25 protein-coding genes are annotated in these 24,596 nt (G+C 73.6%); 10 read left to right on the forward strand and 15 right to left on the reverse strand.

The genetic code is table 11. The features are described from left to right. Positions 1–25: 25 nt before the first annotated feature. Entirely contained in the window at positions 26–646 is a 621-nt protein-coding gene (locus IO29_RS15855) for a TetR/AcrR family transcriptional regulator (protein ID WP_030380107.1), read from the reverse strand. 151 nt (positions 647–797) lie between these two features. Between IO29_RS15855 and IO29_RS15860 the strand changes: the two genes are divergently transcribed. After that, positions 798–1,658: an enoyl-CoA hydratase/isomerase family protein gene (locus IO29_RS15860; protein WP_030380108.1), complete on the forward strand. Its 861-nt coding sequence runs from the start codon at positions 798–800 to the stop codon at positions 1,656–1,658. A gap of 91 nt (positions 1,659–1,749) precedes the next feature. Here the strand turns inward: IO29_RS15860 and IO29_RS15865 are convergent, their stop codons facing one another. Beyond that, the gene (locus IO29_RS15865) at positions 1,750–2,013 is read right to left on the reverse strand and encodes a DUF397 domain-containing protein (RefSeq protein WP_030380109.1); all 264 of its coding nucleotides are present in this window, start codon (positions 2,011–2,013) and stop codon (positions 1,750–1,752) included. Next, positions 1,997–2,833 carry a helix-turn-helix domain-containing protein gene (locus tag IO29_RS15870; RefSeq protein WP_030380110.1) on the reverse strand — a complete coding sequence of 279 codons (837 nt, stop codon included), beginning with the start codon at positions 2,831–2,833 and terminating at the stop codon, positions 1,997–1,999. Before IO29_RS15870 ends, IO29_RS15865 begins: the two co-directional genes overlap by 17 nt. A 130-nt stretch (positions 2,834–2,963) precedes the next feature. On the opposite strand from IO29_RS15870, the gene IO29_RS15875 reads away from it, so the two are divergent. After that, positions 2,964–3,353: a hypothetical protein gene (locus tag IO29_RS15875; protein ID WP_030380111.1), complete on the forward strand. Its 390-nt coding sequence runs from the start codon at positions 2,964–2,966 to the stop codon at positions 3,351–3,353. A 33-nt stretch (positions 3,354–3,386) separates the two neighbouring features. Here the strand turns inward: IO29_RS15875 and IO29_RS15880 are convergent, their stop codons facing one another. Next, positions 3,387–3,929: a DinB family protein gene (locus IO29_RS15880; RefSeq protein ID WP_106969831.1), complete on the reverse strand. Its 543-nt coding sequence runs from the start codon at positions 3,927–3,929 to the stop codon at positions 3,387–3,389. Between the two features lie 152 nt (positions 3,930–4,081). Between IO29_RS15880 and IO29_RS15885 the strand changes: the two genes are divergently transcribed. Continuing rightward, the gene (locus IO29_RS15885) at positions 4,082–4,738 is read left to right on the forward strand and encodes an HD domain-containing protein (RefSeq protein ID WP_030380113.1); all 657 of its coding nucleotides are present in this window, start codon (positions 4,082–4,084) and stop codon (positions 4,736–4,738) included. Positions 4,739–4,768: 30 nt separating this feature from the next. Here the strand turns inward: IO29_RS15885 and IO29_RS15890 are convergent, their stop codons facing one another. Next, positions 4,769–5,245 carry an RICIN domain-containing protein gene (locus IO29_RS15890; protein WP_030380114.1) on the reverse strand — a complete coding sequence of 159 codons (477 nt, stop codon included), beginning with the start codon at positions 5,243–5,245 and terminating at the stop codon, positions 4,769–4,771. 284 nt (positions 5,246–5,529) lie between these two features. Here IO29_RS15890 and IO29_RS15895 point away from each other — a divergent pair, with 284 nt between their 5' ends. Further along, positions 5,530–6,624, forward strand: coding sequence for a GNAT family N-acetyltransferase (locus IO29_RS15895; RefSeq protein WP_030380115.1), 1,095 nt, complete (start codon positions 5,530–5,532; stop codon positions 6,622–6,624). Positions 6,625–6,638: 14 nt separating this feature from the next. Here the strand turns inward: IO29_RS15895 and IO29_RS15900 are convergent, their stop codons facing one another. Continuing rightward, complete coding sequence (locus tag IO29_RS15900; RefSeq protein WP_030380116.1) at positions 6,639–6,908, reverse strand: DUF4031 domain-containing protein; 270 nt, start codon at positions 6,906–6,908, stop codon at positions 6,639–6,641. Next, entirely contained in the window at positions 6,905–7,306 is a 402-nt protein-coding gene (locus IO29_RS15905; RefSeq protein WP_030380117.1) for a hypothetical protein, read from the reverse strand. Before IO29_RS15905 ends, IO29_RS15900 begins: the two co-directional genes overlap by 4 nt. Before the next feature lie 56 nt (positions 7,307–7,362). Between IO29_RS15905 and IO29_RS15910 the strand changes: the two genes are divergently transcribed. Together IO29_RS15910 and murQ are read left to right on the forward strand one after the other, a co-directional pair. Next, on the forward strand, positions 7,363–8,328 hold the full coding sequence (locus IO29_RS15910; protein ID WP_030380118.1) for a MurR/RpiR family transcriptional regulator: 966 nt from the start codon (positions 7,363–7,365) through the stop codon (positions 8,326–8,328). 42 nt (positions 8,329–8,370) lie between these two features. Further along, complete coding sequence (gene murQ / locus IO29_RS15915) at positions 8,371–9,327, forward strand: N-acetylmuramic acid 6-phosphate etherase (protein WP_030380119.1); 957 nt, start codon at positions 8,371–8,373, stop codon at positions 9,325–9,327. A 15-nt stretch (positions 9,328–9,342) separates the two neighbouring features. On the opposite strand, the gene IO29_RS15920 is transcribed toward murQ, so the two are convergent. The 5 genes from IO29_RS15920 to IO29_RS15940 all read right to left on the reverse strand — a co-directional run bounded on the left by IO29_RS15920 (position 9,343) and on the right by IO29_RS15940 (position 14,161). Further along, positions 9,343–10,044 carry a response regulator gene (locus IO29_RS15920; RefSeq protein ID WP_078618300.1) on the reverse strand — a complete coding sequence of 234 codons (702 nt, stop codon included), beginning with the start codon at positions 10,042–10,044 and terminating at the stop codon, positions 9,343–9,345. Continuing rightward, complete coding sequence (locus tag IO29_RS15925; RefSeq protein WP_078618301.1) at positions 10,041–11,282, reverse strand: sensor histidine kinase; 1,242 nt, start codon at positions 11,280–11,282, stop codon at positions 10,041–10,043. The genes IO29_RS15920 and IO29_RS15925 overlap by 4 nt, the downstream gene beginning before the upstream one ends. Further along, positions 11,282–12,124: a CPBP family intramembrane glutamic endopeptidase gene (locus tag IO29_RS15930; protein WP_030380122.1), complete on the reverse strand. Its 843-nt coding sequence runs from the start codon at positions 12,122–12,124 to the stop codon at positions 11,282–11,284. Before IO29_RS15930 ends, IO29_RS15925 begins: the two co-directional genes overlap by 1 nt. Positions 12,125–12,359: 235 nt before the next feature. Then, a complete protein-coding gene (locus tag IO29_RS15935) occupies positions 12,360–13,382 on the reverse strand; it encodes a CU044_5270 family protein (RefSeq protein ID WP_030380123.1) in 1,023 nt (340 codons plus the stop codon). 125 nt (positions 13,383–13,507) lie between these two features. After that, complete coding sequence (locus IO29_RS15940; RefSeq protein WP_030380124.1) at positions 13,508–14,161, reverse strand: RNA polymerase sigma factor; 654 nt, start codon at positions 14,159–14,161, stop codon at positions 13,508–13,510. A gap of 231 nt (positions 14,162–14,392) precedes the next feature. On the opposite strand from IO29_RS15940, the gene IO29_RS15945 reads away from it, so the two are divergent. Beyond that, positions 14,393–15,082, forward strand: a complete 690-nt coding sequence (locus IO29_RS15945) for a copper homeostasis protein CutC (protein WP_030380125.1) — start codon at positions 14,393–14,395, stop codon at positions 15,080–15,082. A 101-nt stretch (positions 15,083–15,183) separates the two neighbouring features. Beyond that, complete coding sequence (locus IO29_RS15950) at positions 15,184–15,495, forward strand: hypothetical protein (RefSeq protein WP_030380126.1); 312 nt, start codon at positions 15,184–15,186, stop codon at positions 15,493–15,495. A gap of 205 nt (positions 15,496–15,700) precedes the next feature. Here IO29_RS15950 and IO29_RS15955 read toward each other — a convergent pair whose 3' ends face one another. From IO29_RS15955 to IO29_RS15970, 3 genes are all read right to left on the reverse strand, one after another. Further along, complete coding sequence (locus IO29_RS15955; protein WP_030380127.1) at positions 15,701–17,782, reverse strand: HelD family protein; 2,082 nt, start codon at positions 17,780–17,782, stop codon at positions 15,701–15,703. Between the two features lie 624 nt (positions 17,783–18,406). Then, complete coding sequence (locus IO29_RS15965) at positions 18,407–19,453, reverse strand: ribonuclease H family protein (RefSeq protein ID WP_030380129.1); 1,047 nt, start codon at positions 19,451–19,453, stop codon at positions 18,407–18,409. A 55-nt stretch (positions 19,454–19,508) separates the two neighbouring features. Further along, a complete protein-coding gene (locus IO29_RS15970) occupies positions 19,509–21,158 on the reverse strand; it encodes a DNA repair helicase XPB (protein ID WP_030380130.1) in 1,650 nt (549 codons plus the stop codon). A gap of 149 nt (positions 21,159–21,307) precedes the next feature. On the opposite strand from IO29_RS15970, the gene IO29_RS15975 reads away from it, so the two are divergent. Continuing rightward, a complete protein-coding gene (locus tag IO29_RS15975) occupies positions 21,308–23,872 on the forward strand; it encodes a helicase-associated domain-containing protein (protein ID WP_030380131.1) in 2,565 nt (854 codons plus the stop codon). A 27-nt stretch (positions 23,873–23,899) separates the two neighbouring features. After that, complete coding sequence (locus IO29_RS15980; protein ID WP_199806884.1) at positions 23,900–24,523, forward strand: HAD family hydrolase; 624 nt, start codon at positions 23,900–23,902, stop codon at positions 24,521–24,523. Positions 24,524–24,596 lie beyond the last annotated feature (73 nt).

Raw genomic sequence — 24,596 nt, forward strand, 5'->3', positions numbered from 1 at the left:
GGCGGACGCGCCGAAGCGCCGGTTCCTACGAGGACGTGCCGCCCGGCTGCCCGTGTGCCGGAACCGAGAAGGCGGCGAACGCGGCGTCCAGCAGTGCGCCGACATCCTCCTGGCCGCCGCTCGCGCTCCACTGCCCGAGGACGATCCACAGGCATTCGAGCGCCGCCGCGACACGCACGTCGGCGATGACGGGGGGTTCGTCGGCCGAGGAGGTCGTCTCGCGCAGCCGGGTGACGATCTTCGGTCGCCATTCGGTCTGCTTCTCCCGAAGCCGTGCGCACAGAGCCGGGGTCCGGTCGATGAGACCGAGGATCGTCACGAGTTCCTGGACGTCGCGCACGAGGAACGCCGCGGCCGACTCCAGGGCGTCGCGCAGCCTGTCCCAGTCGTCCTCATCGGCCCGGTCGGTCCCGAGCGCGTCGGTGATGACGTCACCCACGGGGTCGAAGACGAACAGGACCACGTCCTCCTTGGTCCCGAAGTAGCGCAGGAAGGTGCTCCGCGACACTCCGGCGGCCTCGGCGAGGTCGGCGAAGGTGACCTGGTCGAAGCCGGTGAGGCAGAACCGGTTGAACGCCACGCGGGCCAGCTCTGCGCGTACCGCGTGACGGCCGATCTCGCGGGTACCGACGGGTGCTGGACTCATGATGCCAAGTGTACTACGACACACTCGTTTGCTTATCTGCACACCAGTTCATAAGCTGACACTCAGTTTCAGTCGCGACGCTTGGTTCGCGACGTCTACTCGGCCGGCGGCCCGACCGCACGCCGGCCCGCACGCGAAGTGGAGCCACCCCATGGGCTACGACGACCTTTCCGGCCTGAGGATCGACGTCTCGGACGGAGTCGCGACGGTGACGATCGATCACCCGCCGCTCAATCTGATGGACGCGGTCCTCCTGCCGTCCCTCCGGGCGTTCCTCGCGCGGGTGCGGGACGACGCCGATGTCCGCGTCATCGTCTTCGGAAGCGCCGATCCGGAGTTCTTCGTCGCGCACGGCGACATGGCGTACCTGACCGACCCGGACGCACTGCCCGCAGCCACGCGCGCCGCGATCGCGGCCGCACCGGATGCGGCCATTCCCGAGGGCCTGAACATCCTCCAGGCCCTGAGCGAGGAGGTCCGCTCCCTGCGGCAGGTCACCATCGGCAAGCTCGCGGGCTTCGCGCGCGGCGCGGGCAACGAGTTCTTCATGTCCCTGGACATGCGCTTCGCGGCGATCGGCAAGTCGGGGCAGGCGCAGCCGGAGTCCTTGATGGGGATCCTCCCCGGAGGCGGCGGCACCGTGAACATGACGCGCCTGGTGGGCCGGGCCCGCGCGCTGGAGCTCATCCTCGGCGCGGAACTCGTGGGCGCGGAACTCGCGGAGCGATACGGCCTGATCAACCGCGCGCTGCCCGCCGAGGAGCTCGACGCTCACGTCGACACCCTGGCCCGGCGGATCGCCGGCCTGCGGCCGGAGGTGATCTCCATCACCAAGGCCGCGGTCGACGCCATCGCCCCTCCGGTCCCTCACGCGGCGTACGTCGTGGAGAACGAGGGCCTCTTCGCGGCGTTCGGCGACGAGGTCACCGCACTCGCCCACAAGCTGCTCGCTGCGGGCATCCAGACCCGTGAGGGCGAACGGGACCACGAGCGCATCGCCAACAGCGTCTGAGGGCCGACGGCGGTTCGCCCCTGACGAGTCCTTCGGCGGCCGGGAGGCAGTTGCTCACCAACTGCCTCCCGGAACCGCCGGGCGCACACGCTCAGTGCCGCTTGAGGTCTTCGACGAACGGGGCCCATGCGGAGGCTCGGAACACGAGCTTCGGGCCGTGCGGGTTCTTGGAATCACGCACGGGCACGATGGTGGGGTGGCCGTCGGCGACCTCCAGGCAGTCGCCGCCGCTGCCGCCACTGTGCGTGGACTTGCGCCAGTGGGCGACCTCCAGGCAGTTGCCGCCGCTGCCACCGCTGTAACTCGACTTGTGCCAGACGGCAGTGGTCAGGTCGTAGTCAGGAATGCTCCTCATGCTCGTAATCCTGTGCCATCTCCTCCAGAAGGGCCAGGGAGTTCGTCGGCGAGAGCGCGCAGGCCACGAGCAGTTCGTAGGTGAGGCGTTGATGGCGTACGACGGCTGGGGCGTCCTCCAGCCGTCCGGTACCGACGCCCTCGAAGAAGATCAGTGGTGGAGCGGCTTCGAAGTCCATCAGCTTCATGGCGCCCTCCATGGCCGCGTGGGCTCCTGCGGAGAACGGCAGCACCTGCACGATGGCCCGGTTGGCGCGGACCACATCGACGATGTGGCGCAGTGCCTCGGCCATGACCTTGGGGCCGCCCGTCACCCGGCGCAGCGCCGCCTCGTCGATCACCGCCCACAACAACAGATCTGTTGGGCCTTTGAGGAGCTGCGCACGGTCGATGCGTGCCGCCACCAGCTTCTCGATCGCCGCATCCGGCGCCGTCGGCTGGTACGCGCGGAACACCGCACGTGCGTACCCGGCGGTCTGTAGCAGCCCCGGGATGAGCAGCGGCGCGTACTGCCTGATCGCCGTCGCCCGCGCCTCCGCCTCCGCCGCCTCCGCGAAGTGTTCCGGATACTCCGACTTCGCCGCCGCGCGGCAGTTGCGCAGGAAGAAGTCCACCCCGAGGACTTCGTCCAGCATCCGCGCGTACTCCGGTTGCATCCGCCTCGTGCCCGCCTCCAGTTGGCCGATGTACGAGCCGCTGACGAACAGCCGTCCGCCCAACTCCTCCTGGCTCAGGCCCGCTTTCTCCCGCGCGTGGCGCAACTCCGCGCCCAGCAACGCGCGAGGTGACGACGACGGGTCCAGATCCTTCGGTCCCGGCATGGCTTCGTCCCCCTGTCCTCTTCGTCCCACGGCATCCGTTGTTGGGACGGAACGTCTGGCCAGGTTAGACCGCGGGCATACACGCTGGGTGGCGTATTGCAAACTCTGCGTAAGGAAAGTGAGGCGCACAGTGCGGTCGACGGAAGAGGTCGTGGCGTCGTTGCGGGAGGCGTTGGCGGACGCCGGTGTCGTGTTGCCGTCGCTGGGGGTGGACCCGGTGACCGGGGCGAGCGACGAGCCGTTCGCCCTCGTCGCGTTGGGGCGCTGCAACGTACGGACGGCGGAGCGGCTGACCGCGGCGCTGCGCGGCGAGCGGCCGCCGGTCGGGACGTACGCCGTGGACGTACGGGACGGGCGGATGGGCGAGGTCTGCGGACACGTCGGCGGCCGGGTGCAGCTGCGCCCGATCGGCGGCGGACGGGAGTGGGACTGCCCGCCGGACGGACTGCGGCAGCCCCCGCCCGACGCCGTACTGCGCGAACGCGTCCGCTGCATGAACCAGGAGGCCCGCCTGCCGTGACCGGCGGCGGGCGGGCGTGCTCCGGGGCGGGCGTCAGCCCATGGTCTTCGCGCCGTCCAGGGCCTCGCGGATGATGTCGGCGTGGCCGGCGTGCTGGGCGGTCTCGGCGATGATGTGCAGCAGGACCCTGCGGGCCGACCAGTGGGTGTCCGCCTGGAACCAGGGGGCCTTCGGCAGCGGGTGGGAGGCGTCCAGGTCCGGCAGGGTCGCGACGATCTCGTCCGTGCGGCCGGCGGCCTTCGCGTACTCGGCGAGGATCCCGGCGACCGTGTCGCCGGGCAGCATCCGGAACTCGTCGGCCCGGCGCGCGAAGTCCTCCTCCGTGAAGGAGGTGAAGTCCGGCAGCGCCGAGGGTCCCTTCACGATGAACTCCGCCCAGCCCCGCTCGACCGACGTGACGTGCTTGATCAGGCCGCCCACGCACAGCTCGCTCGCCGTGGTCCGCCGGCCGGCCTGCTCCTCGTCGAGGTCGCGGGCGGTGAAGGTGAGGAACTGCCGGTGCTTGCGCAGGGACTCGAGGAGGTCGGCGCGCTCGCCGGTGAGGGTCTGCGCGGTGGTGTCCATGGTGTCGCTCATGGCCATCGGGTCCTTCCGTGGGTGCGGTGCGCCGGGTCCGGGGAGTGCCCGGGGCTCCGGTGCGGCGTCGGGGACCACAGTAGGAGTCCTCTAGGACGGGTTCCGTCCTCATGCGGCCGCCGTTCCTCGGAGCGGGCGCGACAATGACCCGCATGACCCGCCGCGCCCCCGACCCTGCCGTCCTCCGCGCCCGCTGGCGCGAGACCCTCCTCGCCGCCCGCGGCGACAACCCGGAACCCGACCCGGACCCGTACGCCGACGACCTTCTCCGCCGCTGGTCGGAGCCGCAGCGGCGCTACCACACCACCGCCCACCTCGCCGCCGTCCTCGACCACGTCGACACGCTCCGCACGCACGCCGAGGACCCCGCCGCCGTCCGTCTCGCCGCCTGGTTCCACGACGCCGTCTATCTCCCCGACCGCTCCGAGAACGAGGAGCGCTCGGCCCGGCTGGCCGTCCGGGCGCTCACGGAGGCCGGGGTCCCCGAGGCCCGTACCGCCGAGGTCGCCCGCCTCGTCCGCCTCACCGTCACCCACGCCCCCGAGCCCGGCGACCGCGACGGGGCCGTCCTGTGCGACGCGGACCTCGCGATCCTCGCGTCCCCGCCCGAGGCGTACGCGGCCTACACCGCCGAGGTCCGCGAGGAGTACGCCTTCGTGCCCGAGGGCGCCTTCCGTACCGGCCGCGCCGACGTCCTGCGCCAACTGCTCGCCCTGCCGCGCCTGTTCAGCACGCCGCATGGCGGCGAGGTGTGGGAGGACCCGGCCCGCCGCAACCTCCGCGCGGAACTCGACCTGTTGACGTCCTAGGAGTCGTCCTCTCCGGTCCGTCCCGGGGCGTCAGCCGATGGTGAAGCGCTGGTTCTGGGCGCTCCGGTCGCAGCGGGCGGTGCGGTAGTAGCCGTCGTCCTGCTGGTAGAGGCAGCGGCCCGTGCCGACGCTCTGGAGCATGACGGCGCTGCGGGCGGCGGGCTGGACGGTGCGCCACTTCTGGTACGAGCCGCCGTTGCAGGGCAAGGGGTAGACGTCGCCCCGGTCGTTGCTGTCGAGGCAGCGGCCCCAGAAGCTGTTCCTGAGAGTGGTGCTGGTGTTGAGGCGGCCGTTCCACTGCCACCGGAGGCTGCCGCGTCCGGTGGTGCAGCGGTCGGCCTTGAGGCCGGTCTCGTCGGTCTCGCGCAGGCAGTCGCCGTAGCGGTAGTTCGCGAAGCGGCTCGTGGTGGTGGCGGCGGCCGAGGCGGGTGTGGAGGTGAGGAGGGGGAGGGCGAGGCCGGCTGCGGCGATGAGGGCGGTGAGGGCTTTCCGGGTCGGTCGGCGCACTGGGGTCTCCTTGCGGTGGTTCCGGGAAGTACTTCGGCAGGATCGCCGAGCCTCACCGCCCGCACCGGAAAAATGGGGGAAAAACCACCGGATCGAGGTGCTCGCGCCGACCGGCCCGCCCCTCCTGTTCGAGGCAGGTGGAACAGGCGGAACAGGTGAAACACGCGGAACGGGCGCAGCAGTCGCCCTCGTTGACCCGGTCGGCCCGTTGCCTCCGTCGACCCCGTCGCCCCGGTCGAACAAACCAGTCGTACGGCCCCCTCCCCCGCCCTACCCTCGGCCCTATGCAGACCATGGGTGGGGAACAGGTGACCGAAGCTGTCGCGTACGCGGTGTCCGTGCTGGAGGAGGGCACCGGACGGGACTGGGCGGGGACCAAGGCCGGCGGGTCGGAGTGGAGTTGCCGGTTCACCGCCGAGCACATCGCCGACACCCTGATCGCGTACGCGGGGCGGCTGGCGGCCCGGGCCCGGCAGGACGTCGGCTTCGGCACCGTCCTCGACGACGAGGCCGGCAACGCCGACATCCTGGACGTGCTGCGCACCGGCGGCGCCCTGCTCGCCGCCGCGATCGCCACCGCGCCCCGCGAGGCGCGCGCCTTCCACTCGTACCCGCACGGCAGCGCGAACCGCGAGGGCTTCGCCGCGATGGGTGTGACGGAAGTCCTGCTGCACGCCTACGACATGGCCACCGGCCTCGGCCTTCCCTACGAGCCGCCGGCCGGGCTGTGCGCGGGCGTACTGGAGCGGATCTTCCCGCACGTACCCCCGGCGCACGCCCCCTGGCCCACGCTCCTGTGGGCGACCGGCCGCGGTGACCTGCCCGGCCGCCCCCGGGTCACCGAGTGGCGCTGGCGCAACAACCTGGTGATCCCCGCCGAACGCCTCACCCTCCAGGGCGTCACCCCCGCGGCCGCCGCCGACCTGGCCGCGGGCGGCCCCGGCGGCTTCGACTGGGTCGACGACGGCCCGTACGAGGGCGAGAGCACGGGGGAGGCCGGTACGCGGGGAGCGGCCGGGATGGTGCGGCAGGCGTACGAGAGGGGGAGGCACCGGCCGGACTGGGGCATGTTCGTCCTGGTCCGTACCGAGGACGGCCGGGCCGTCGGCGCCATGGGGTTCCACGGGCCGCCGGACGAGGAGGAGCGCGTCGAGATCGGCTACGACCTGGCCGCCTCCGCCCGCGGCAACGGCTACGCCACGGAGGCGCTGCGCGCGCTGTCGGCCTGGGCGGCGGCCCGCGACGACGTGACGACGGTCTGCGCGAAGACGGACCCGGCGAACACCGCGTCCCAGGCCGTTCTGACCCGCGCGGGCTTCACCCGCGTCCCGGCCGAGGGCGACCTGCATCTCTACGAGCTACGGAACGCGAAGGCGTGACGCGTCCGGCGGGGTCACGGCAGCACGCTCCCCTTGCGCCGCCGCAGCCCCGCCCCCCACAGCAGCCGCACCACCTCCCGGCTGCTCACCTCCACCGCCCCCGCGCCCACCGCGTCCGCGTACCGGTGCGCGGGCAGGTCGTAGTGGTCGCGTTCGAAGGCGCGGCGCGGTACACCCAACGCGTCGGCGAACGCGTGGAGTTCGGCGAAGGAGACGTCGCTGACCAGGTGCGACCACAGGCGGCCGTGGCCGGGCCAGGTGGGCGGGTCGACGTAGATCGTCACGAGGAGAGGGTTCCTCCCGTGACCGCCGCCAGCGAACCCACGGCCGCGACCTTCACGCCCGCCTTGTGGCAGACCCAGTGCGGGTCGGGGCCCAACTCCGGCTCCACCTCCAGCGCGTGGGGCTCGCCCGAGGGACACACCGGGCACAGCGGCCAGCGGCCGTACTTCTCCAGGAGCGCGTCCTGCACGTCCTGCGCGACCAGGCCCGCCACGAAGGCGGAGCCGTCGGGCCACTGCTCCACCCACCAGCGGCGCTGGGTGACGGAGTCCTCGACGAGCGAGACGACGTCGGCCTGGGCGACGTCCCCCGCGACCAGGTCGGCGAGCACACGTGCGCGGGCCGTGTGGAGCACCTGCTCCAGGGGGCCGATGGACGGGGACGGACCTGTGGGGTTCATGCACCCATTGTGCGCACTCTTGACCGCGCCACCTCGTCGAAAATATCTTTCACAGGATGAGGTACGAGGTGAAGGAAACTTCCGGAACGCTCAGGGCCGCCGGCTCGACCGGCGCGCCCCCGGCCGTCCCCGCACCCCCCGCCCCCGCCGCGCTCGCCGCGAAGGTGCGGACGCTCGCTCCGTCGATGACGCGTTCGATGCAGCGCGTCGCCGAGACCGTCGCCGCCGACCCGGCCGGCTGCGCCGCGCTCACCGTCACCGGCCTCGCCGAACGCACCGGCACCAGCGAGGCCACGGTCGTGCGCACCGCCCGGCTGCTCGGCTACCCCGGCTACCGTGACCTGCGGCTCGCGCTCGCCGGGCTCGCCGCGCACCAGCAGTCCGGCCGGGCCCCCGCCGTCACGGCCGACATCGCGGTGGACGACCCGCTCGCCGACGTCGTCGCCAAGCTCGCCCACGACGAGCAGCAGACCCTCGCCGACACCGCCGCCGGGCTGGACACCGCACAGCTCGGCGCGGCCGTCGCGGCCCTCGCGGCGGCCCGGCGGATCGACGTGTACGGGGTGGGCGCGTCCGGTCTCGTCGCGCAGGACCTGACGCAGAAGCTGCTGCGCATAGGGCTGATGGCGCAGGCCCACAGCGACCCGCACCTCGCCGTCACCAACGCGGTGCAGCTGCGGGCGAAGGACGTGGCGGTCGCGATCACCCATTCGGGTTCCACGGGGGACGTCATCGAGCCGCTGCGGGTCGCGTTCGAACGCGGGGCGACCACCGTCGCGATCACCGGCCGGCCCGGCGGCCCGGTCGCCCAGTACGCCGATCACGTCCTGACCACGTCCACGGCCCGCGAGAGCGAGCTGCGGCCGGCCGCGATGTCCTCCCGTACGAGCCAACTGCTCGTCGTGGACTGCCTGTTCATAGGGATCGCCCAGCGCACGTACGAGACGGCGGCGCCCGCACTGGCCGCGTCGTACGAGGCGCTCGCCCACCGCCACGCGCCCCGCGGCGGCGCGTCCCGCTGAAGCGCCGCTCCCCGCACACCCACCAGAAAGAGCCGCACCGCCATGACCCCCTCCCTGCCCCCGGACGCCCCCCGCGACCTGCGCGCCCAGCTGGAGACCCTGACGACCGAGGCGTTCCGCCCGGAGCTGGCCGGTATCGACCAGCTCTCCACCCTCGAGATCGCCACCCTGATGAACGGCGAGGACGCCACCGTCCCGGCCGCCGTCGCCGCCCGGCTGCCGGAGATCGCCGCCGCGATCGACGCCGTCGCGGAGCGCATGGCCCGGGGCGGGCGGCTGCTCTACGCGGGCGCCGGGACCGCCGGGCGGCTCGGCGTGCTGGACGCCTCCGAGTGCCCGCCCACCTTCAACACCGAGCCGACGCGGGTGGTCGGCCTGATCGCGGGCGGCCCCGGCGCGGTGGTGACGTCCGTCGAGGGCGCCGAGGACTCCAAGGCGCTCGCCGAGGACGATCTGCGGGCCCTCGACCTCACCCCCGACGACACGGTGGTCGGCGTCTCCGCATCCGGCCGCACCCCGTACGCCATCGGCGCCGTCGAGCACGCCCGTGGCCAGGGCGCGTTGACGATCGGCCTGGCCTGCAACGCGGGCAGCGCGCTGGCCGCCGCCGCGCACCACGGCATCGAGGTCGTCGTCGGCCCCGAACTCCTCACCGGCTCCACGCGCCTGAAGGCGGGCACGGCGCAGAAGCTGGTCCTCAACATGCTGTCGACGATCACGATGATCCGCCTCGGCAAGACGTACGGGAACCTGATGGTCGACGTCCGCGCCTCCAACGACAAGCTCCGCGCCCGATCCCACCGCATCGTCTCCCTCGCCACGGACGCCCCGGACGAGCAGATCGAGGCCGCCCTGACGGCGACGGACGGCGAGGTGAAGAACGCGATCCTGATGCTGCTGGCCGACGTCGACGCGGCCGCGGCCGCGCACCTGCTGGCCGGGAACGGCGGCCGGCTGCGCGCCGCGCTCAAGGCGGCGACGAACCCGGCGCGCCGCTGACCCCCGAAGAGGGGCTCAGGTCGTCAGGCCGTGCCGGAACGCGAAGACGACCGCCTGGACGCGGTCGCGCAGGTTCAGTTTGGTGAGGATGCGGGAGACGAACGTCTTCACCGTCTCCTGGCTGATGAAGAGGGCCGCCGCGATCTCGCTGTTCGACAGGCCGTCCGCGATCAGACGCAGCACCTCCATCTCGCGCGGGGTGAGCGGGAGATCCTGCGGGGTGCCGTCGGTGGGGCGGATGCGGGCGGCATAGCGGCCGACGAGCTGGCGGGTGACCTCGGGGTCGAGCAGCGCCGCGCCCATCGCCACGGTGCGGATGCCGTGCAGCAGGCGGTCCGGCGGGGCGTCCTTGAGGAGGAAGCCGCTCGCCCCGGCGCGCAGCGCCTCGTACACGTACTCGTCCAGGTTGAACGTGGTGACCACGAGCACCTTGACGGGGTGGGCGACCCCGGCGCCGGCCAGCAGGCGGGTGGCCTCCAGGCCGTCCAGGACCGGCATCCGGATGTCCATGACGACGACGTCGGGTGTGAGCTTCTGCGCGAGTTCGACACCGGCCTGGCCGTCGCCGCACTCGCCCACCACCTCCATGTCGGGCTGCGCGTCGATGATCGTGACCAGGCCCATGCGGATCAGTGCCTGGTCGTCGCAGACCACGACCCGGGTCGGGGCGGTCCCGGCCCCCGCGGGGGTGCCCGGGTACCGGGGCGGGGTGCTCACGAGCCGCTCCGTGCGGGTATCCGCGCCCGGACGACGAAGCCGCCGCCCGTACTGCCGCCCGCGCTGAAGTCGCCGCCGAGGACGTCGACCCGCTCGCGCAGACCGGCGAGCCCCCGCCCGCTGCCGCCGACGTTGGCGGACCGCGAGCCGGTGCCGTCCGTGCTGACCTCCACCGTGATCTCCCTCTCGCCGTGTCGTACCTGGACCGAAGTCCGGCTGCCGTGAGCGTACTTGAGGGCGTTGGTCAGTGCTTCCTGCACCACCCGGTAGGCCACGAGGTCGGCGCTGCCGGTGGCCTCCGGCGGGGTGCCCTCCTCGGTGAACTCCACCGGCTGGCCGGCCCGGCGGGTCTGTTCCACGAGGGTGAGGACGCGGCCGACGGCCGGTGTCCTGGGCTCCTTGGGCTCGCCCGAACCGTTGGCGTTGCCGGTGCCGTGGTCGGGGTTGAGCAGGTCCAGCAGGTGCCGCAGGTCGGTGATGGCCCGGCGGCCGGTGTCGGAGACGGCGGTGAGGGACTGCTCCAGCCGTTCCGGTGCGGCGGTCAGATAGCGGGCGGCCTCCGCCTGCACCACCATCGCGGTCACGTGGTGCGTCACCACGTCGTGCAGTTCCCGGGCGATCCGGGTGCGTTCGGCGGTCCGTGTCTCCACCTCGACCCGCTTGCGGCGCTCGGCCTCCGCGATCCGGTTGGTCCGCAGCCAGCCTCCGGCGCCCCAGGCGAGGCCCAGCGCCACGTAGAACACCACGAAACCCTCGGGCGACTCGCCGGAGCCGCCCGAATCGGTCGAGCCGAGCTGCGAGAGCGTCACCGCGAACGGCACGTACGCGGCGGTGAGGGCGAGGACGCAGATCCGGCGGTGCCGTTCGAGGTGCGAACCGGTGCTCAGCAGGGCGAAGGCCATCGCGGTGCCCGCGAAGGTGTGGTAGCCGCGGAGCTGATCGGTGGCGAACCCGCAGGTCACCAGGGCCAGAGTGACGACCGGCCACCGCCGGCGGACCGCGAGCGGAAGCGACTCGAGGAGGATCGTCACGACGGCCAGTGCGTCGTGGGGGCGGTCCGGTACACCCCCGACGACCGTGCCGTTGCCGCTCAGCGCCGGGATGAACGAGCCGATCAGGAGGAACAGTGCGAGAGGCAGGTCGCGGAGGGTGACGTCCAGGCGGTGCCAAGACTCGGCGAGGCGGTGTCCCGCCTCGCCGAGTCTGCGCCGCACCGCGTCGGCGGGCTGTCGCGTCATCACCGGGCGAGTGTAGCCAGGGCGCCGACGCGCTCGGTGCGACGCCGGGGGACGATGTTGCCGCGGCGGTGGGCCACCACCAGGAAGCCGATCGTCAGCAGCGCGCCGAACACCACCGAGTAGACGCTGGCCTCGGGGCCGAACTTGCCGCCGGTGAGGATGTCGTTGCCCGTCAGGGTGGCCTTCAGCAGACCGTGGGTGTCGCCGTTGCCCGAGACCTGGGTGGAGAAGATGCCGGACTCGGCGAAGTTCCAGGCGAAGTGCACGCCGATCGGCAGCCACAGGTTGCGGGTGGCGATGTACGCGGCACCGAGCATGGCGCCGGCCTCGATGGCGATGGCGAGGGCGCCGACGATGGTGGCGTCGTCGTTGAGGAGGTGCATGGCGCCGAAGACCAGGGCGGACAGGGCCAGCGAGAGGTACGTGCCCAGGCCGCGCTCCACCAGCCGGAACAGCAGACCGCGGAAGACGAGCTCCTCCGTCGCGGCGGCGCCGGCCATGAAGCCGATCAGCCCGATGGCTCCCGACACCGAGTCGATGCCGTGGACCTTGTAGTCACCGAGGAGCCAGATGTTGCTGATGACGCAGCCGAACATGATCGCGCCGATGACGATGCCCCAGAACGCGGAGCTCGCCGCGCCCTGCGACTCCAGCTCGGTGACCCGGCGGTTCTCGGTGCGCCCCACGGCCCACCGGTAGGTGAACGTCATGGCGGCCACGGTGAGGGCGCCGACCAGGAGGCACATCCACGGATTGTCCTTCACCGCGTTGATGGCGGCGCCGCTGAGCGCGTACACCACGAATACGGCGACTATCTGCAGGACGATCTTCCAGGCCTTCATGACGACTCCCCTTGCCGGTTCCGCTTCCGGTTCCTTTTCCGGTCCGCGGCCCGGCGCTCCGCGGTGAGATGAACGCTACGGATTCCGTGTCCGGAGATCGTCACCATGCAGTGGACACCTCGCTGTAGCTCGCTCGGGGGACAGCGGGGCGGGTGTCGCTCGGGGGAGGCCCCGGCGGGCGCCTCGGGCACGCTCGTCGGGGCCTGTATGGGCCGATGCGGGGGGATTCAGGGGATCAGTCCCTGCCGGGCCGCTCCCGGTACGCGTCCACGACCGCCCGCCGCAGCACCGCCGTCTCCTCCATCACCGTCCCCCTCTTCCCCGCCGTGACGTCCGCGGTGAGGTAGTCGCGCTCGCCGAGGTACGCCAGCGTCTTCCGGTCGAAGATCCACTGCGTGGCCGTCGAGGCGCGTGCGTCGACGCGGACGATGGCGACGCCGTGCCGCCCGGCCGGATCGACGGCGTCGTCCAGCCGTGTGACGCCCGGGATGCGGGCGGCGGCCTTGTAGAGGGCGGCGGCGTTCTCGGGCGGCATCACCGTCTCGTGCAGCAGCTCGCCGATCCGGTCGAACACGGTCTGGTCCCGCTCCTGGCCGTCCCTCGCCGGGACCAGCCGGTACAGCTTCCTGAGCAGCGCCGCCGGGTCGGTGGGCAGGGAGGCCAGCCAGGTGTACGTGGGCCGGTCGATGCCCGGGGAGAGTCCGGGGGAGCCGGCGGGCAGCAGCTCGCGCAGCGGTGCGTAGCCGCCGTCCTCGTGGATCAGGCCGACCTGCTTCACGGGCCCGGAGCGCTGCGAGCGCCACATCTCGCGTGTGTGCAGCTTGCCGGGGGTGAAGGAGCCGTCCGGTTGGCCCTCGGCCCCGGCGGTCAGGCTCTTGACGTAGGTGAACTGGTCGTCGCGGACCGGGACGGCGTCGGTGTCGGCGGCGACGGCGGCGATGCGGTCGAGGAGGACGGTGGCGCTGCCGGCCGGGGTGTGCGCGGAGGTGGCGGTGCCGGTACGGGCGGTGGGCGCGTCGTGGGTGACGAGGGTGACCGTCAGCGCGCCGGCCAGCGCGAGGGCGGCGGCGGGGAGCCAGAGGGCGGGGCGGGCGAGGCGCGGGCGGCCGGGCGCGGGGGTCTTCGTGGCGCCGTCGGTGTGCGTGTGCTGCTCGTCGTCGATGAGTCGCATCAGCCGTTCCTTGTGGTGGCGGTGACGGTCAGGGGGCAGCTCCCGCTCGGGTGGGGCCGGCAACAGCCGGGCCAGTTCGGCGCGCATCTCGTGCATCTCATGCATCTCGCGGGTTTCGCGGGTCTCGCGCGTCTCCTGCGTCTCGCGCGGTTCGCGGGGCGCGTGCGCCGTGTCGTCACCGTCGGCCCGCCCGGGCCGGTGGCCTGAGGGGTTCATCGGGATCTGCCCTCCTGAAAGTCCGTGAGTGTCAGGGCCGCGAACGCGTCCCCACGCCGTACCTCTCCGCGGCCGGGGGAGGGTTCCGCACGCCCCTCCGTACGGCCTTCCGGTTCCTCGGCGAGCCGTTCGTCGACGAGGCGCCGCAGCCGGGCGCGGGCGCGCGACAGCCGGGACCGCACGGTGCCGACCGGCACCCCCAGCGCCTGCGCCGCCCCGGCGTAGTCCAGCCCGGACCACACGCACAGGGCCAGCACCTCCCGCTCCGCGCGCCGCAGCCTCCCGTACACCTGGCGGACGGCGGCGAGGGTGCGGGCGTCGTCGAGCCGTCCGGCGGTCTCGTCGGCGAAGTCCGGCACGGGTTCCGGGGCCGGGCGGCGGGCGAGGAAGGCGAGCCGGCGGCCGGTGCCGCGGCGGGCGTTGCGGGCCTTGTTGGTGGCCGTGCCGAGGAGCCAGGGCAGGACCGTGCCGCCGTCGGGCTCCAGCCGCTCGCGGTGGCGCCAGGCGTCGAGGAAGGTGTCCGCCATCACCTCTTCCGCGAGCGACCAGTCGCCGGTCAGCCGGTGGGCGTGGAGACGGACGGCGCGCGCGTACTCCTCGTAGAGCTCGCCGAAGGCCTCGCGGTCGCCCGCGCGCAGGCGCGCCCGCAAGGGGTCAGTTCTGTCGTTGTTCACGTAGGTCTCGCATCCGGTGGCACCTCACACCCTGGCCTCTCCGCACCCGGGGCGGGGTTCCCGTGACCTGCGCCACAACGGGGGGAGGGCGGGGGCGCGGGGGACGCCGGCAGGACTATAGGCTGTAATTGGACTAGACCTGTTGGTGCCGGCCCGGTAGGTCTTGATTGCTTCGGCCCTCTCGGCCATCTCGGGAATCGAGGATTCATGAGCAAGCGTGCAGTCCTGGAGGTGATCGCGCTCGACGCCGAGGACGCGGTCGCCGCCCAGGCAGGAGGCGCGGACCGCCTCGAACTGGTCGCCGACATGGCCGCCGACGGCTTGACCCCGCCGGTCGCGACCTTCGCCGGCATCCGCGCCGCCGTCGACCTCCCGCTGCGCGTGATGCTGCGCCTCGCGGACGGCTTCGCGGCCGGTGACCCGGCGCCGCTCGTGGCCGCCGCGCGGGGGCTGCGGGAGGCGGGCGCGGACGAGTTCGTCCTCGGGTTCCTCGACGGGGCCGGCGGCCCCGACCTGGCCGTCATCGAGCTGCTGGTGGCCGAACTGGCCGACTGCCGCTGGACGTTCCACCGCGCGATCGACCGCGCCGCCGACCGCGCCGGCCTGCGCAAGCTCCTCGCCGACCTGCCCGGCCTCGACACCTACCTCAGCGCGGGCTCGGCGGCCGGCGTCGCCGACGGCCTGCCGACCCTGTGCGCCGAGGCCGCACGACAGGGCGAACCCGGCTACACCCAACGCCTCATGGCCGGCGGCGGCCTCACCCTCACCCACGTCCCCACCCTGCGCACGGCCGGCATCGACGCCTTCCACATCGGCGGCGCGGCCCGCCCGGAGGGCTGGCGGGGCCCGGTGTCGGCGGAGGCGGTACGGCGGTGGCGGACGGCGCTGGACGGGTAGGGCCGCGCGCGCCCACGTCCCACCCCTCGCCCCTGGGGCCCCGGGAACCGGGGAGAGCGTGACGGACGTCTTTCTTGATCCATGGGGAGACGGAGGCGGGCATGGCGGACGACGAACGCGAGCGGGACGAAGTGCACCACCCCCAGGCTCCCTGGTGGTGGGGGACCGGGCCGGTGGGGGCCGCGGTGCTGGTCGCCGTCGGTGTCGGATGGCTGTTGTGGCTGTACGTCTGGCCGTCCGGCGGCTCGGACAACCCGGCCGCCGGCTACGGCGCGGGCAAGGCCGTCTGCATCGGGCTCGTACTCCTGGGCGGCGCCGTGCTGGAACGCTTCCGCGGCCGGGCGACGCGGGAGCGTGCGGCAGACGAGCGTGGGGCCGGGGAGCGGAAGGCCGGGGAGCGGGGGAAGGCCTGAGCCGCCGAGCCCCGCTCCCGTCAGACCGTCCACGCGGCTACGACCACCGCCACGGCCGACGGCATGGCGGGGGTGTTGAGCGTTGCTCGAAGGCGAGGGCTGCTTCGACGCGACGGCCACCGCGCCGCGCGGGCCCGGCCTGCTGTACGTCGAGTCGCGTGCCTCCTGGAGCATCGCGCCGGCGTGACGGCCGCCCCCGGCCCCGTCACCCCAGCTGTTCGGGCAGCTCCGCCGCGTGCGTGATCGTCAGGCCGGAGACCGCGCGGGTCAGGCAGACGTACAGGCGGCGCAGGCCGGTGCGGTCGTCGGGTTCGGCGTCGACGATGGCGCCGGGCTCGTCGAGGACCACGTAGTCGTACTCCAGGCCCTTGGCGAGGGAGGCCGGGACCAGGGTGAGGCGGACGTCGGGGGTGGTCTCCTCGCCGGGGGCCAGATGCGGGAGGCCCGCCGCGTCCAGGGCCTCGGCCAGGGCCGGGATGCGGGTGTCGGCGGCGATCAGGCCCGTCGAACCCTCGTTGGCCAGCGCGTCCCGGCAGGCCGCGAGCACGTCCGCGTCCCCGGCCGACCGCCGGATCTCGAACGTGCCGGGGTTCTCCCGTACCGACGCGACCGGGGTCAACCCGGGTGCGATGTGCGGGAGGAGGCGGGAGGCGTAGGTGATGACGTCGGTGGGGACGCGGAAGCCCGCCGTCAACTCCTCGATCAGCGCGTCCTGTTTGCCGAGGTGGGTCAGGGCCTCCTGCCAACTCCGCGTCGCCCAGGGGGTGGTGCCCTGCGCCAGGTCGCCCAGGACGGTCGCCGAACCGGTCGTGCAGCGGCGGCCCACCGCGCGGTACTGCATCGGGGAGAGGTCCTGCGCCTCGTCCAGGACGACATGGCCGAGCGAGTGCGTGCGCTGGACCAGGTCCGTCGCCTCGTCGATCAGCACGGCGTCCGCCGCCGACCACTTCGCCGACTTCGCCGACCGCACCGGCCGGCTCCAGAGGATCTCCTTCTGCTCGGCCTCGTCGAGGATGCCGTCGGCGTGCGCGGCGAGGAAGTCGGCGTCGGTGAGCAGACGGAGGACCAGCCTGGCCGGTTCGACCGGCGGCCAGACGGCCTTCACGGCCGCCTTCACCGCCGCGTTGCGGGCGACGGAGTCCTGCACACGGTCGTCCGGGGCCTCCCCGGAGCGTTCCATCTGGACGAGCACGGCGTGCGCGATGCGCTGCGGCAACGCCTCGCGGGCGGCGCCGTAGCGGATGTCCCGGTCCAGCAACTCCTGGACCAGCTCCTGTAGTTCGTACGCCGGTACGCGCCAGCGGCGGGAGCCGCGGACGACGACCACCGGTTCGGTGGGCATCGTCACGTGCGAGTACAGGGCCCGGCGCAGCACCTCGGCCATCCGGGCGTCGCCCTTGACCACGGCCGCGGCGGCGCCGTCCGTGCCGCGCACCTCGACGTGCGCGACCAGGTCGTCCACCGTCGCCTGCCGCACCTCCAGTTCGCCGAGGGCCGGCAGCACCTGCTCGATGTAGTGCAGGAAGGAGCGGTTCGGGCCGATGACGAGGGTGCCGGTGCGGGCCAGGCGCTCGCGGTGGGCGTAGAGGAGGTAGGCGACGCGGTGCAGGCCGACGGCGGTCTTTCCGGTGCCGGGGCCGCCCTGCACGCACAGGCTGGCGGCCAGCCCCGACCGGACGATCTCGTCCTGCTCCGGCTGGATCGTCGCGACGATGTCGCGCATCGGGCCGACGCGCGGGCGCTCGATCTCCTGCTGGAGCAGTCTGCTGGTGGCGGCCGCCTCCGCCGGGTCGGAGAGGTGCTCGTCCTCGTACGCGGTGAGGTCGCCGCCGGTGTAGCCGAAGCGGCGGCGCAGCGCGATGTCCTGCGGGTCCTGCTTCGAGGCGCGGTAGAACGGCTGCGAGACGGGGGCGCGCCAGTCGATCACCATGGGGTCGCCGTCGGTGTCGTGGACGTGCCGGCGCCCGATGTAGAACTGTTCGCCCGCCGCGCCCTCGGCCTGCTCGGCGCCGGGCGAGTGCAGGTAGTCGAGGCGGCCGAAGAAGAGGGGGGTGTCCTTGAGGTCGGCGAGCGCCTTGATCCGCTCGTCGATCTGATGGGCGAGGGCGACGGTGTTGACCCAGTTCGCGGTGACGTTCTTGATGTCCAGCGCCTGGACGTCCTCACGCATCGCGCGGAGGGCGGCGCGGGAGCGGGTGAGGTGGGCGCGTTCGCGGGTGAGCGGGTCCGCGTCGGGGGTGGTGGGTGGGACGGGCGGGGTGGACACGGGCGGTTGCCTCCGGGGCATGACGGTGGGCCGGCCGGGGGTACCGGGGTACCGGGACGGCCGGCTGTCGCGTGCGGGCTCTGCGGTGCGGTCGGCGGTGCCGGGGGCACCGTCTGCCGTCCGGTTTCCGTCCGGGCGGCGGCGCTCCGGGAAGGAGGCGGGGGAGAGAGGGGATTGTAGGTGACGGGGGCGGTGATGGGCGAATGGTTATTTCCGCGGGGTGGGGGCCGGCCCCTACTACCGGCGTAGGGGATCCGTCCACCCTGAGGTGTAGGGCGAGGGTGTTCGTCTGGCACCGGGGTGGAGGGGTGGACTCCCTCCGGAGGGCGATGCGGACGGGAGGTCCGCGCGCGCACCCTGGAGGCATGAGTGCAGCGACCTTTTCCCCGGCTTCCGGGCAGCGGACTTCGCAGGCGATGGCGCACGGGGCGGTTCGTTCCCGGCGCCGGTTGGGTGATGCGGTGCGGGCGGTGGGGGCGCTCGCCGGGGCCGCGCTCGATGTGGTGCTTCTGGGGGAGTACGGGGAGGAGACGGGAGCGGGGGTTCGGCGGCGGCATTGACCCCGTGGGCCCGCAGTCGCCTGACGCGCTCACAAGGAGCGCGGGCAACCACGGTCGGCCCGCACCCCCACCCGCCCACGAACCGTCACCGACTCTTCTGCGACCGCCATGCCACATACAGGGCCGACGCCACCGCCGCGCCCCGTACCACCCACGGCCAGGTCTCGGCGACCGCGTCGTTCATGTGGCCCTTGGCGATGGCCTCGCCCCAGCGGCCCTCGGACCGGCCCCAGAGCCATACCGCTCCCGCCGCGACGACCGTGCCCGGCAGCACCATGACCGCCCACTTCACCTCCGCCGGCGTCAGCCGCCGTGACGCGTAGGCGATGATCCAGCCGAGCCCCAGCGCGATCCAGCTGCCGAGCACCGCGCCGACGACGAGCAGCACGGCGGCGAACAGGAGCAACGGGTTCTGCCGGCCGCTGAGACGGGGGAGGCGCGCGCGCCGTGCGGCCTTCTCGGTGGGCGCGGCGACGGGTTCACCGGGCGCGGCGGGCACGGCAGGCGCCTCCGGCGCCTTGGGCGCGCCGGACGCACCGGACGCGCCGGACGCCCCCGGCGCTCGCAGCAGCTCCGGGATCTCCACCCCGCCCACGAACCCCGGCACGCTGTCACCGAGGTCGAAGGAACCGACCTCCTTGCGCCACCAGTCCGGCGGCGCTCCCCGCGTGTCGCCCAGCTCGTGCGTCCCCGCGAGATGCGGCGGCGAGGGCGCACGCGGATCGGCGGGGACGGAGGGCGGCGCGGACGGCGCCCCCGGCACGGCGGCCCCCGCGTCCTTGCCGCCGCCCGACCGGGGCCGCGGCAGCACCTTCCGCAGCCGCTTCCCGGCCGCCGGCCCCGACGGCTCCGGCCCCTCCGCCCGCTGCACCGGCACCGACGCCGGCGGCTCGGCCGCCACCCCCGGTGAGCCGCCCGCCGCGGCCACCACCGCGTCCGGGCTGCCAAGGCGGTCGATGATGCGGCGCACGGCGGCCGGACTGTCGACGGCGGTCCGCCCGCGCCGCCGGTCGATCTCGTCCCGCAACCCGGCCACCAGCCGCATCCGGTCCGCCGACGGCAGCTGCCGCTGCGCCAGATCCGCGACCCGGCTCAGATACTCGTAGACGACCTGGTCACTCTCAATCCCCACGAACCCCTCCGGGGGCAGGCGCCGAAACCTCGCGGCAACGACAGTACCGCGCCCGTCAGCGCCCCTCCTCCGTGAGGAGTTCGTCGGCGTCGACGATCCGGTAGGCGTACCCCTGTTCGGCCAGGAAGCGCTGGCGGTGGGCGGCGAAGTCCTGGTCGAGGGTGTCGCGGGCGACGACCGAGTAGAAGTGGGCCTGGTGGCCGTCGGCCTTCGGGCGCAGCACCCGGCCGAGGCGCTGCGCCTCCTCCTGGCGGGAGCCGAAGGTGCCCGAGACCTGCACGGCGACCGTCGCCTCCGGCAGGTCGATGGAGAAGTTGGCCACCTTGGACACCACCAGCACGCTGATCTCGCCGCTGCGGAACGCGTCGAAGAGCTTCTCGCGCTGGGTGTTGGTGGTCTCGCCCTTGATGACGGGGGCGTTCAGATGCTCGCCGAGCTCGTCGAGCTGGTCGATGTACTGGCCGATGACGAGGATCTGCTGCCCGGCGAACCGGCGCACGATCGCCTCGGTCACCTTCCGCTTCGTCGCCGTGGTGGCGCAGAAGCGGTACTTCTCCTCCGTCTCGGCCGTGGCGTAGGCGAGCCGCTCGGCGTCGGTGAGGTTGACCCGTACCTCGACGCAGTCGGCGGGCGCGATGTAGCCCTGCGCCTCGATCTCCTTCCAGGGCGCGTCGAACCGCTTCGGGCCGATGAGGGAGAACACGTCCGACTCGCGGCCGTCCTCCCGGACGAGCGTCGCGGTCAGGCCGAGCCGGCGGCGGGCCTGGAGGTCGGCGGTGAACTTGAACACCGGGGCGGGCAGCAGGTGGACCTCGTCGTAGAGGATCAGGCCCCAGTCCCGGGAGTCGAACAGTTCGAGGTGCGGGTAGACGCCCTTCCGCCTCGTCGTCAGCACCTGGTACGTGGCGATGGTGACGGGGCGGATCTCCTTCTTCGTCCCGCTGTACTCGCCGATCTCGTCCTCGGTCAGCGACGTCCGCTTCACCAGCTCGTGCTTCCACTGCCGGGCGGAGACGGTGTTGGTCACCAGGATCAGCGTCGTCGACTTCGCCTGCGCCATCGAACCGGCGCCGACCAGCGTCTTCCCGGCGCCGCAGGGCAGGACGACGACGCCGCTGCCGCCGTGCCAGAAGTTCTCCACCGCCTGCTTCTGGTACGGGCGCAGCGCCCAGCCGTCCTCCACCAGCTCGATGGGGTGCGCCTCGCCGTCGACGTATCCGGCGAGGTCCTCGGCGGGCCAGCCCAGCTTGAGCAGCGTCTGCTTGATCTGGCCGCGTTCGGAGGGGTGGACGGCGACGGTGTCCGGGTCGATGCGGGTGCCGACGAGGGGGGCGATCCGCTTCGACTTCAGGACCTCCTCCAGGACCGGGCGGTCGGTGGTGGTCAGGACGAGGCCGTGGGCGGGGTGCTTGCTGAGGGTCAGGCGGCCGTAGCGGTCCATCGTCTCGGCGATGTCGACGAGGAGGGCGTGCGGGACGGGGTAGCGGCTGTACTCGACGAGGGCGTCGACGACCTGCTCCGCGTCGTGGCCGGCCGCGCGGGCGTTCCAGAGGCCGAGGGGGGTGACGCGGTAGGTGTGGATGTGTTCGGGGGCGCGTTCCAGTTCGGCGAAGGGGGCGATGGCGCGGCGGCAGGCGTCCGCCCGCTCGTGGTCGACCTCCAGCAGCAGTGTCTTGTCCGACTGGACGATCAGTGGTCCGTTCACCTGTGTGTCTCCGTCCGACGCTGTCCCCGTGGCCAATCGTCCAGTGTGCAGCATCGCGCCCCGTAAGGGGGGCGGGGAACTGCGCGAGAAGTCCAGCCACCCCGCGCACCCACCCCCTCCCGTCACCACCACCCGCTACCGTTGACCGGATGAGCACCGAGGACCACCCGGCGGAGCCGGGGACCGCCCCCGCACCGCCCCGCTCCCTCGCCGAGGATCTTCGGGGGCGTCCGGACGCGGCGCTCTCGAGCCTGCTCCGCACCCGACCCGACCTCGTCACCCCCGTTCCCGCCGATCTCACTCAGCTCGCCACGCGGGCCGCCACCCGGGCCAGTGTCGTGCGGGCCCTGGAGCGGCTGGACCGGTTCGCGTTGCAGACGGCACAGGCCCTGGCCGTCGCGGCCGATCCGGCGTCGTACGACACGCTCCGCGTCCTCATGGCCGGTGACGACGGCGATGCCGACATCGAGCGTGCCCTGCCCGGCGCCGTCGCCACGCTTCGCGAGCAGGCGCTTCTGTGGGGAGCGGACGATCGTCTGCGCCTCGTCCGTACCGCTCGTGAGCTTCTCGCGCCCTCCCCGCAGCACCCCTCCGCGACCGGGCTCGGTCCGACCGTCGCCGAGGCCGCCGCCGGGATGTCGCCGGGGCGGATGCAGGAGATCGTCGCCGCCGTCGGGCTGCCCGCGACCGCCGACACGGTCTCCGCGACCGCCGCGCTCACCGCCCTGTTCACCGACCGCGCCCGCATGTCCGCGCTCCTGGACGACGTCCCCGCCGACTCCCTCGACGTCCTCTCCCGGCTGCTCTGGGGCCCGCCCTACGGCCAGGTCACCGCCGACCCCGCGCCCCGCCTGCGCGCACTGCTCGACCGCGGCCTGCTGCTGCCCACCGCACCCGGCACCGTCGTACTGCCCCGCGAGGTCGCCCTGCATCTACGGGCCGGCCGCGCGCACCGGGAGCCGGAGCCGCTGCCGCCCGCGCCCGCCACGGCCGCCACCCACCGTCCACAGGTGGTGGACGCGACGGCGGCCGGGCAGGCGTACACCGCGCTGACCACCGTCGAGGAGCTGCTGAAGGCGTGGGACGGCGGCGGCCCCGCCGTGCTGCGCGCGGGCGGCCTGAGCGTGCGGGACCTCAAGCGGACCGCCGTCACCCTGGACGTGTCCGAACCGGTCGCCGCGTTCTGGCTCGAACTGGCCTACGCGGCCGGGCTGCTCGCCTCCGACGGCGAGGCCGACGAGCGGTACGCGCCCACGCCCGCGTACGACGACTGGCTGCGGCTGCCCGCCGCCGAGCGCTGGACCCTGCTCGTCACCGCCTGGCTGTCGGCGACGCGGACGGCGGGCCTGGTCGGCGGACGGGACGCGAAGGACCGGTCGCTCGCCGCGCTCGGCCCGGGGCTCGACCGCTCGGTCGCCCCCGAGGTGCGGCAGCGGGTCCTCGCCCTGCTGGCCGGGCTGCCGGTGGGCGCCGCGCCCGACCCCGATTCCCTGCTGGCCCGGCTCGCCTGGGAGCGGCCCTCGCGCGGCGACCGCGCCGGCGCCGACGACCTGCGCGCCCGCCTCGCCCGGTGGACGCTGACGGAGGCGGAGCAGCTGGGGGTGACGGGGCGGGGCGCGCTGTCGGCCCACGGGCGCGCGCTGCTGGCGCCCGCCGGGTCCGTCGCCGACGCCGGGGCCTCGGGGGAGCGGTCCGCCGCCGCTGCCGGTACCCCCGCGGAGCGGTCCGCCGCCGCTGCCGGTGCCGCCCGGTTGCTCGCCCCGCTCCTGCCCGAGCCGCTCGACCACGTGCTGCTCCAGGCCGACCTGACCGCCGTCGCCCCCGGCCCGCTCCAGCGCCCGCTCGCCGACGTGCTCGGCGTCCTGGCCGACGTCGAGTCCAAGGGCGGCGCCACCGTCTACCGCTTCACCCCCGCCTCCGTACGCCGCGCCCTCGACGCCGGCCGTACCGCCTCCGACCTGCACGCCTTCCTCGCCGAGCACTCCCGTACGCCGGTGCCGCAACCGCTCGCCTACCTCATCGACGACGTGGCCCGCCGGCACGGGCAGCTGCGGGTGGGCGCGGCCTCGGCGTACGTGCGGTGCGACGACGACGCGCTGCTGCGCGAGATCCTCGCCGACAAACGGTCGGCGGGGCTGCGGCTGCGCGCGCTCGCCCCGACCGTGCTGGCCTCGGCGGTCGACCCGGCGGCCCTCCTGGAGGGGCTGCGGGCCATGGGCTACGCGCCCGCCGCCGAGTCCGCCGAGGGCGACGTGCTCATCACCCGCGCCGACGCCCACCGCACGCCTGCGCGCACCGCGCCCGAGCCGGTGCCGGACGGGCCGCCGGTGCCGGACGCCACCCTGCTCGCGGCGGCCGTGCGCGCCATCCGCGCGGGCGACCGGGCGTCCACGGCCGCGCGCCGACCCGGTCCGGACGGAACCGCGGGTTCCGCCGCTTCCGACGGTTCCGGTGGTTCGGCCGGTGCCGGGGCGTCCGGTGCCCTGCCGCGTACCTCCGCCGCCGAGACGCTCGCCACGATGCAGGCGGCCGTCCTCACCGGGGACTCCCTCTGGATCGGCTACGTCAACGCCGAGGGCACCGCCAGCCAGCGCGTCATCGCCCCGGTCAAGGTGGAGGGCGGTTTCGTCACGGCCTACGACCACACGGCCGACGAGGTCCGTACGTATCCGCTGCACCGGGTGACGGGGGTGGCGGAGCTGGCGGAGGACTGACCGGGGCACTTTGCGAGGATGGGGGGCATGACCTCCTCTGCGCCGATCGTCGGCTTCGACCTGGACATGACGTTGATCGACTCCCGGCCGGGGATCCGCGCCTGCTACCGCGAGCTGTCCGCCCGTACGGAGACGTACATCGACGCCGACCTCGCGGTCACGCGGCTCGGGCCGCCGCTGGAGGAGGAGCTGGCGCACTGGTTCCCGGCGGAGCGGGTGGACGACGTGGCCGAGCTGTACCGGTCGATCTACCCCGAGTACGCCGTCGCGCCGACGCTCGCGATGGCGGGGGCGCGGGAGGCGATCGCGGCGGTGCGGGGGGCCGGGGGGCGGGCGGTCGTCGTGACGGCGAAGTACGAGCCCAATGCGCGGCTGCATCTGTCGCATCTCGGGATCGAGCCGGACGAGGTGGTCGGGGGGTTGTGGGCGGAGCGGAAGGCGGAGGCGTTGGTCGCGCACGGGGCGGGGGTCTATGTGGGCGATCACGTGGGGGACGTGCGGGGGGCGCGGGCGGCGGGGGCGTTGTCCGTGGCGGTGGCGACGGGGCCGTGCGGGGTGGAGGAGTTGCGGGGGGCCGGGGCGGATGTGGTCCTCGCGGACCTGACGGAGTTCGCGGGGTGGCTGGGCGAGTACGTTCGGGTGGCCGCCTGAGGGTTTTCTCGCCCCCGCCGCCCCTACCCGTCCCGTCCCTTACCCGGGGGCTCCGCCCCCAGGCCCCCCGTGG

This window comes from Streptomyces sp. NRRL F-6676, from assembly GCF_000725625.1.
In the GTDB taxonomy this organism is placed as follows: domain Bacteria; phylum Actinomycetota; class Actinomycetes; order Streptomycetales; family Streptomycetaceae; genus Streptomyces.

What these genes read in the sequence shown, in the direction of transcription:
- IO29_RS15855 (WP_030380107.1), bottom strand. Translation starts at nt 646, where the DNA reads ATGAGTCCAGCACCCGTCGGTACCCGCGAGATCGGCCGTCACGCGGTA.
- IO29_RS15860 (WP_030380108.1), top strand. Translation starts at nt 798, where the DNA reads ATGGGCTACGACGACCTTTCCGGCCTGAGGATCGACGTCTCGGACGGA.
- IO29_RS15865 (WP_030380109.1), bottom strand. Translation starts at nt 2,013, where the DNA reads ATGAGGAGCATTCCTGACTACGACCTGACCACTGCCGTCTGGCACAAG.
- IO29_RS15870 (WP_030380110.1), bottom strand. Translation starts at nt 2,833, where the DNA reads ATGCCGGGACCGAAGGATCTGGACCCGTCGTCGTCACCTCGCGCGTTG.
- IO29_RS15880 (WP_106969831.1), bottom strand. Translation starts at nt 3,929, where the DNA reads ATGAGCGACACCATGGACACCACCGCGCAGACCCTCACCGGCGAGCGC.
- IO29_RS15885 (WP_030380113.1), top strand. Translation starts at nt 4,082, where the DNA reads ATGACCCGCCGCGCCCCCGACCCTGCCGTCCTCCGCGCCCGCTGGCGC.
- IO29_RS15895 (WP_030380115.1), top strand. Translation starts at nt 5,530, where the DNA reads ATGCAGACCATGGGTGGGGAACAGGTGACCGAAGCTGTCGCGTACGCG.
- IO29_RS15905 (WP_030380117.1), bottom strand. Translation starts at nt 7,306, where the DNA reads ATGAACCCCACAGGTCCGTCCCCGTCCATCGGCCCCCTGGAGCAGGTG.
- IO29_RS15910 (WP_030380118.1), top strand. Translation starts at nt 7,363, where the DNA reads ATGAGGTACGAGGTGAAGGAAACTTCCGGAACGCTCAGGGCCGCCGGC.
- murQ (WP_030380119.1), top strand. Translation starts at nt 8,371, where the DNA reads ATGACCCCCTCCCTGCCCCCGGACGCCCCCCGCGACCTGCGCGCCCAG.
- IO29_RS15925 (WP_078618301.1), bottom strand. Translation starts at nt 11,282, where the DNA reads ATGACGCGACAGCCCGCCGACGCGGTGCGGCGCAGACTCGGCGAGGCG.
- IO29_RS15930 (WP_030380122.1), bottom strand. Translation starts at nt 12,124, where the DNA reads ATGAAGGCCTGGAAGATCGTCCTGCAGATAGTCGCCGTATTCGTGGTG.
- IO29_RS15935 (WP_030380123.1), bottom strand. Translation starts at nt 13,382, where the DNA reads ATGCGCGCCGAACTGGCCCGGCTGTTGCCGGCCCCACCCGAGCGGGAG.
- IO29_RS15945 (WP_030380125.1), top strand. Translation starts at nt 14,393, where the DNA reads ATGAGCAAGCGTGCAGTCCTGGAGGTGATCGCGCTCGACGCCGAGGAC.
- IO29_RS15950 (WP_030380126.1), top strand. Translation starts at nt 15,184, where the DNA reads ATGGCGGACGACGAACGCGAGCGGGACGAAGTGCACCACCCCCAGGCT.
- IO29_RS15955 (WP_030380127.1), bottom strand. Translation starts at nt 17,782, where the DNA reads ATGCCCCGGAGGCAACCGCCCGTGTCCACCCCGCCCGTCCCACCCACC.
- IO29_RS15975 (WP_030380131.1), top strand. Translation starts at nt 21,308, where the DNA reads ATGAGCACCGAGGACCACCCGGCGGAGCCGGGGACCGCCCCCGCACCG.
- IO29_RS15980 (WP_199806884.1), top strand. Translation starts at nt 23,900, where the DNA reads ATGACCTCCTCTGCGCCGATCGTCGGCTTCGACCTGGACATGACGTTG.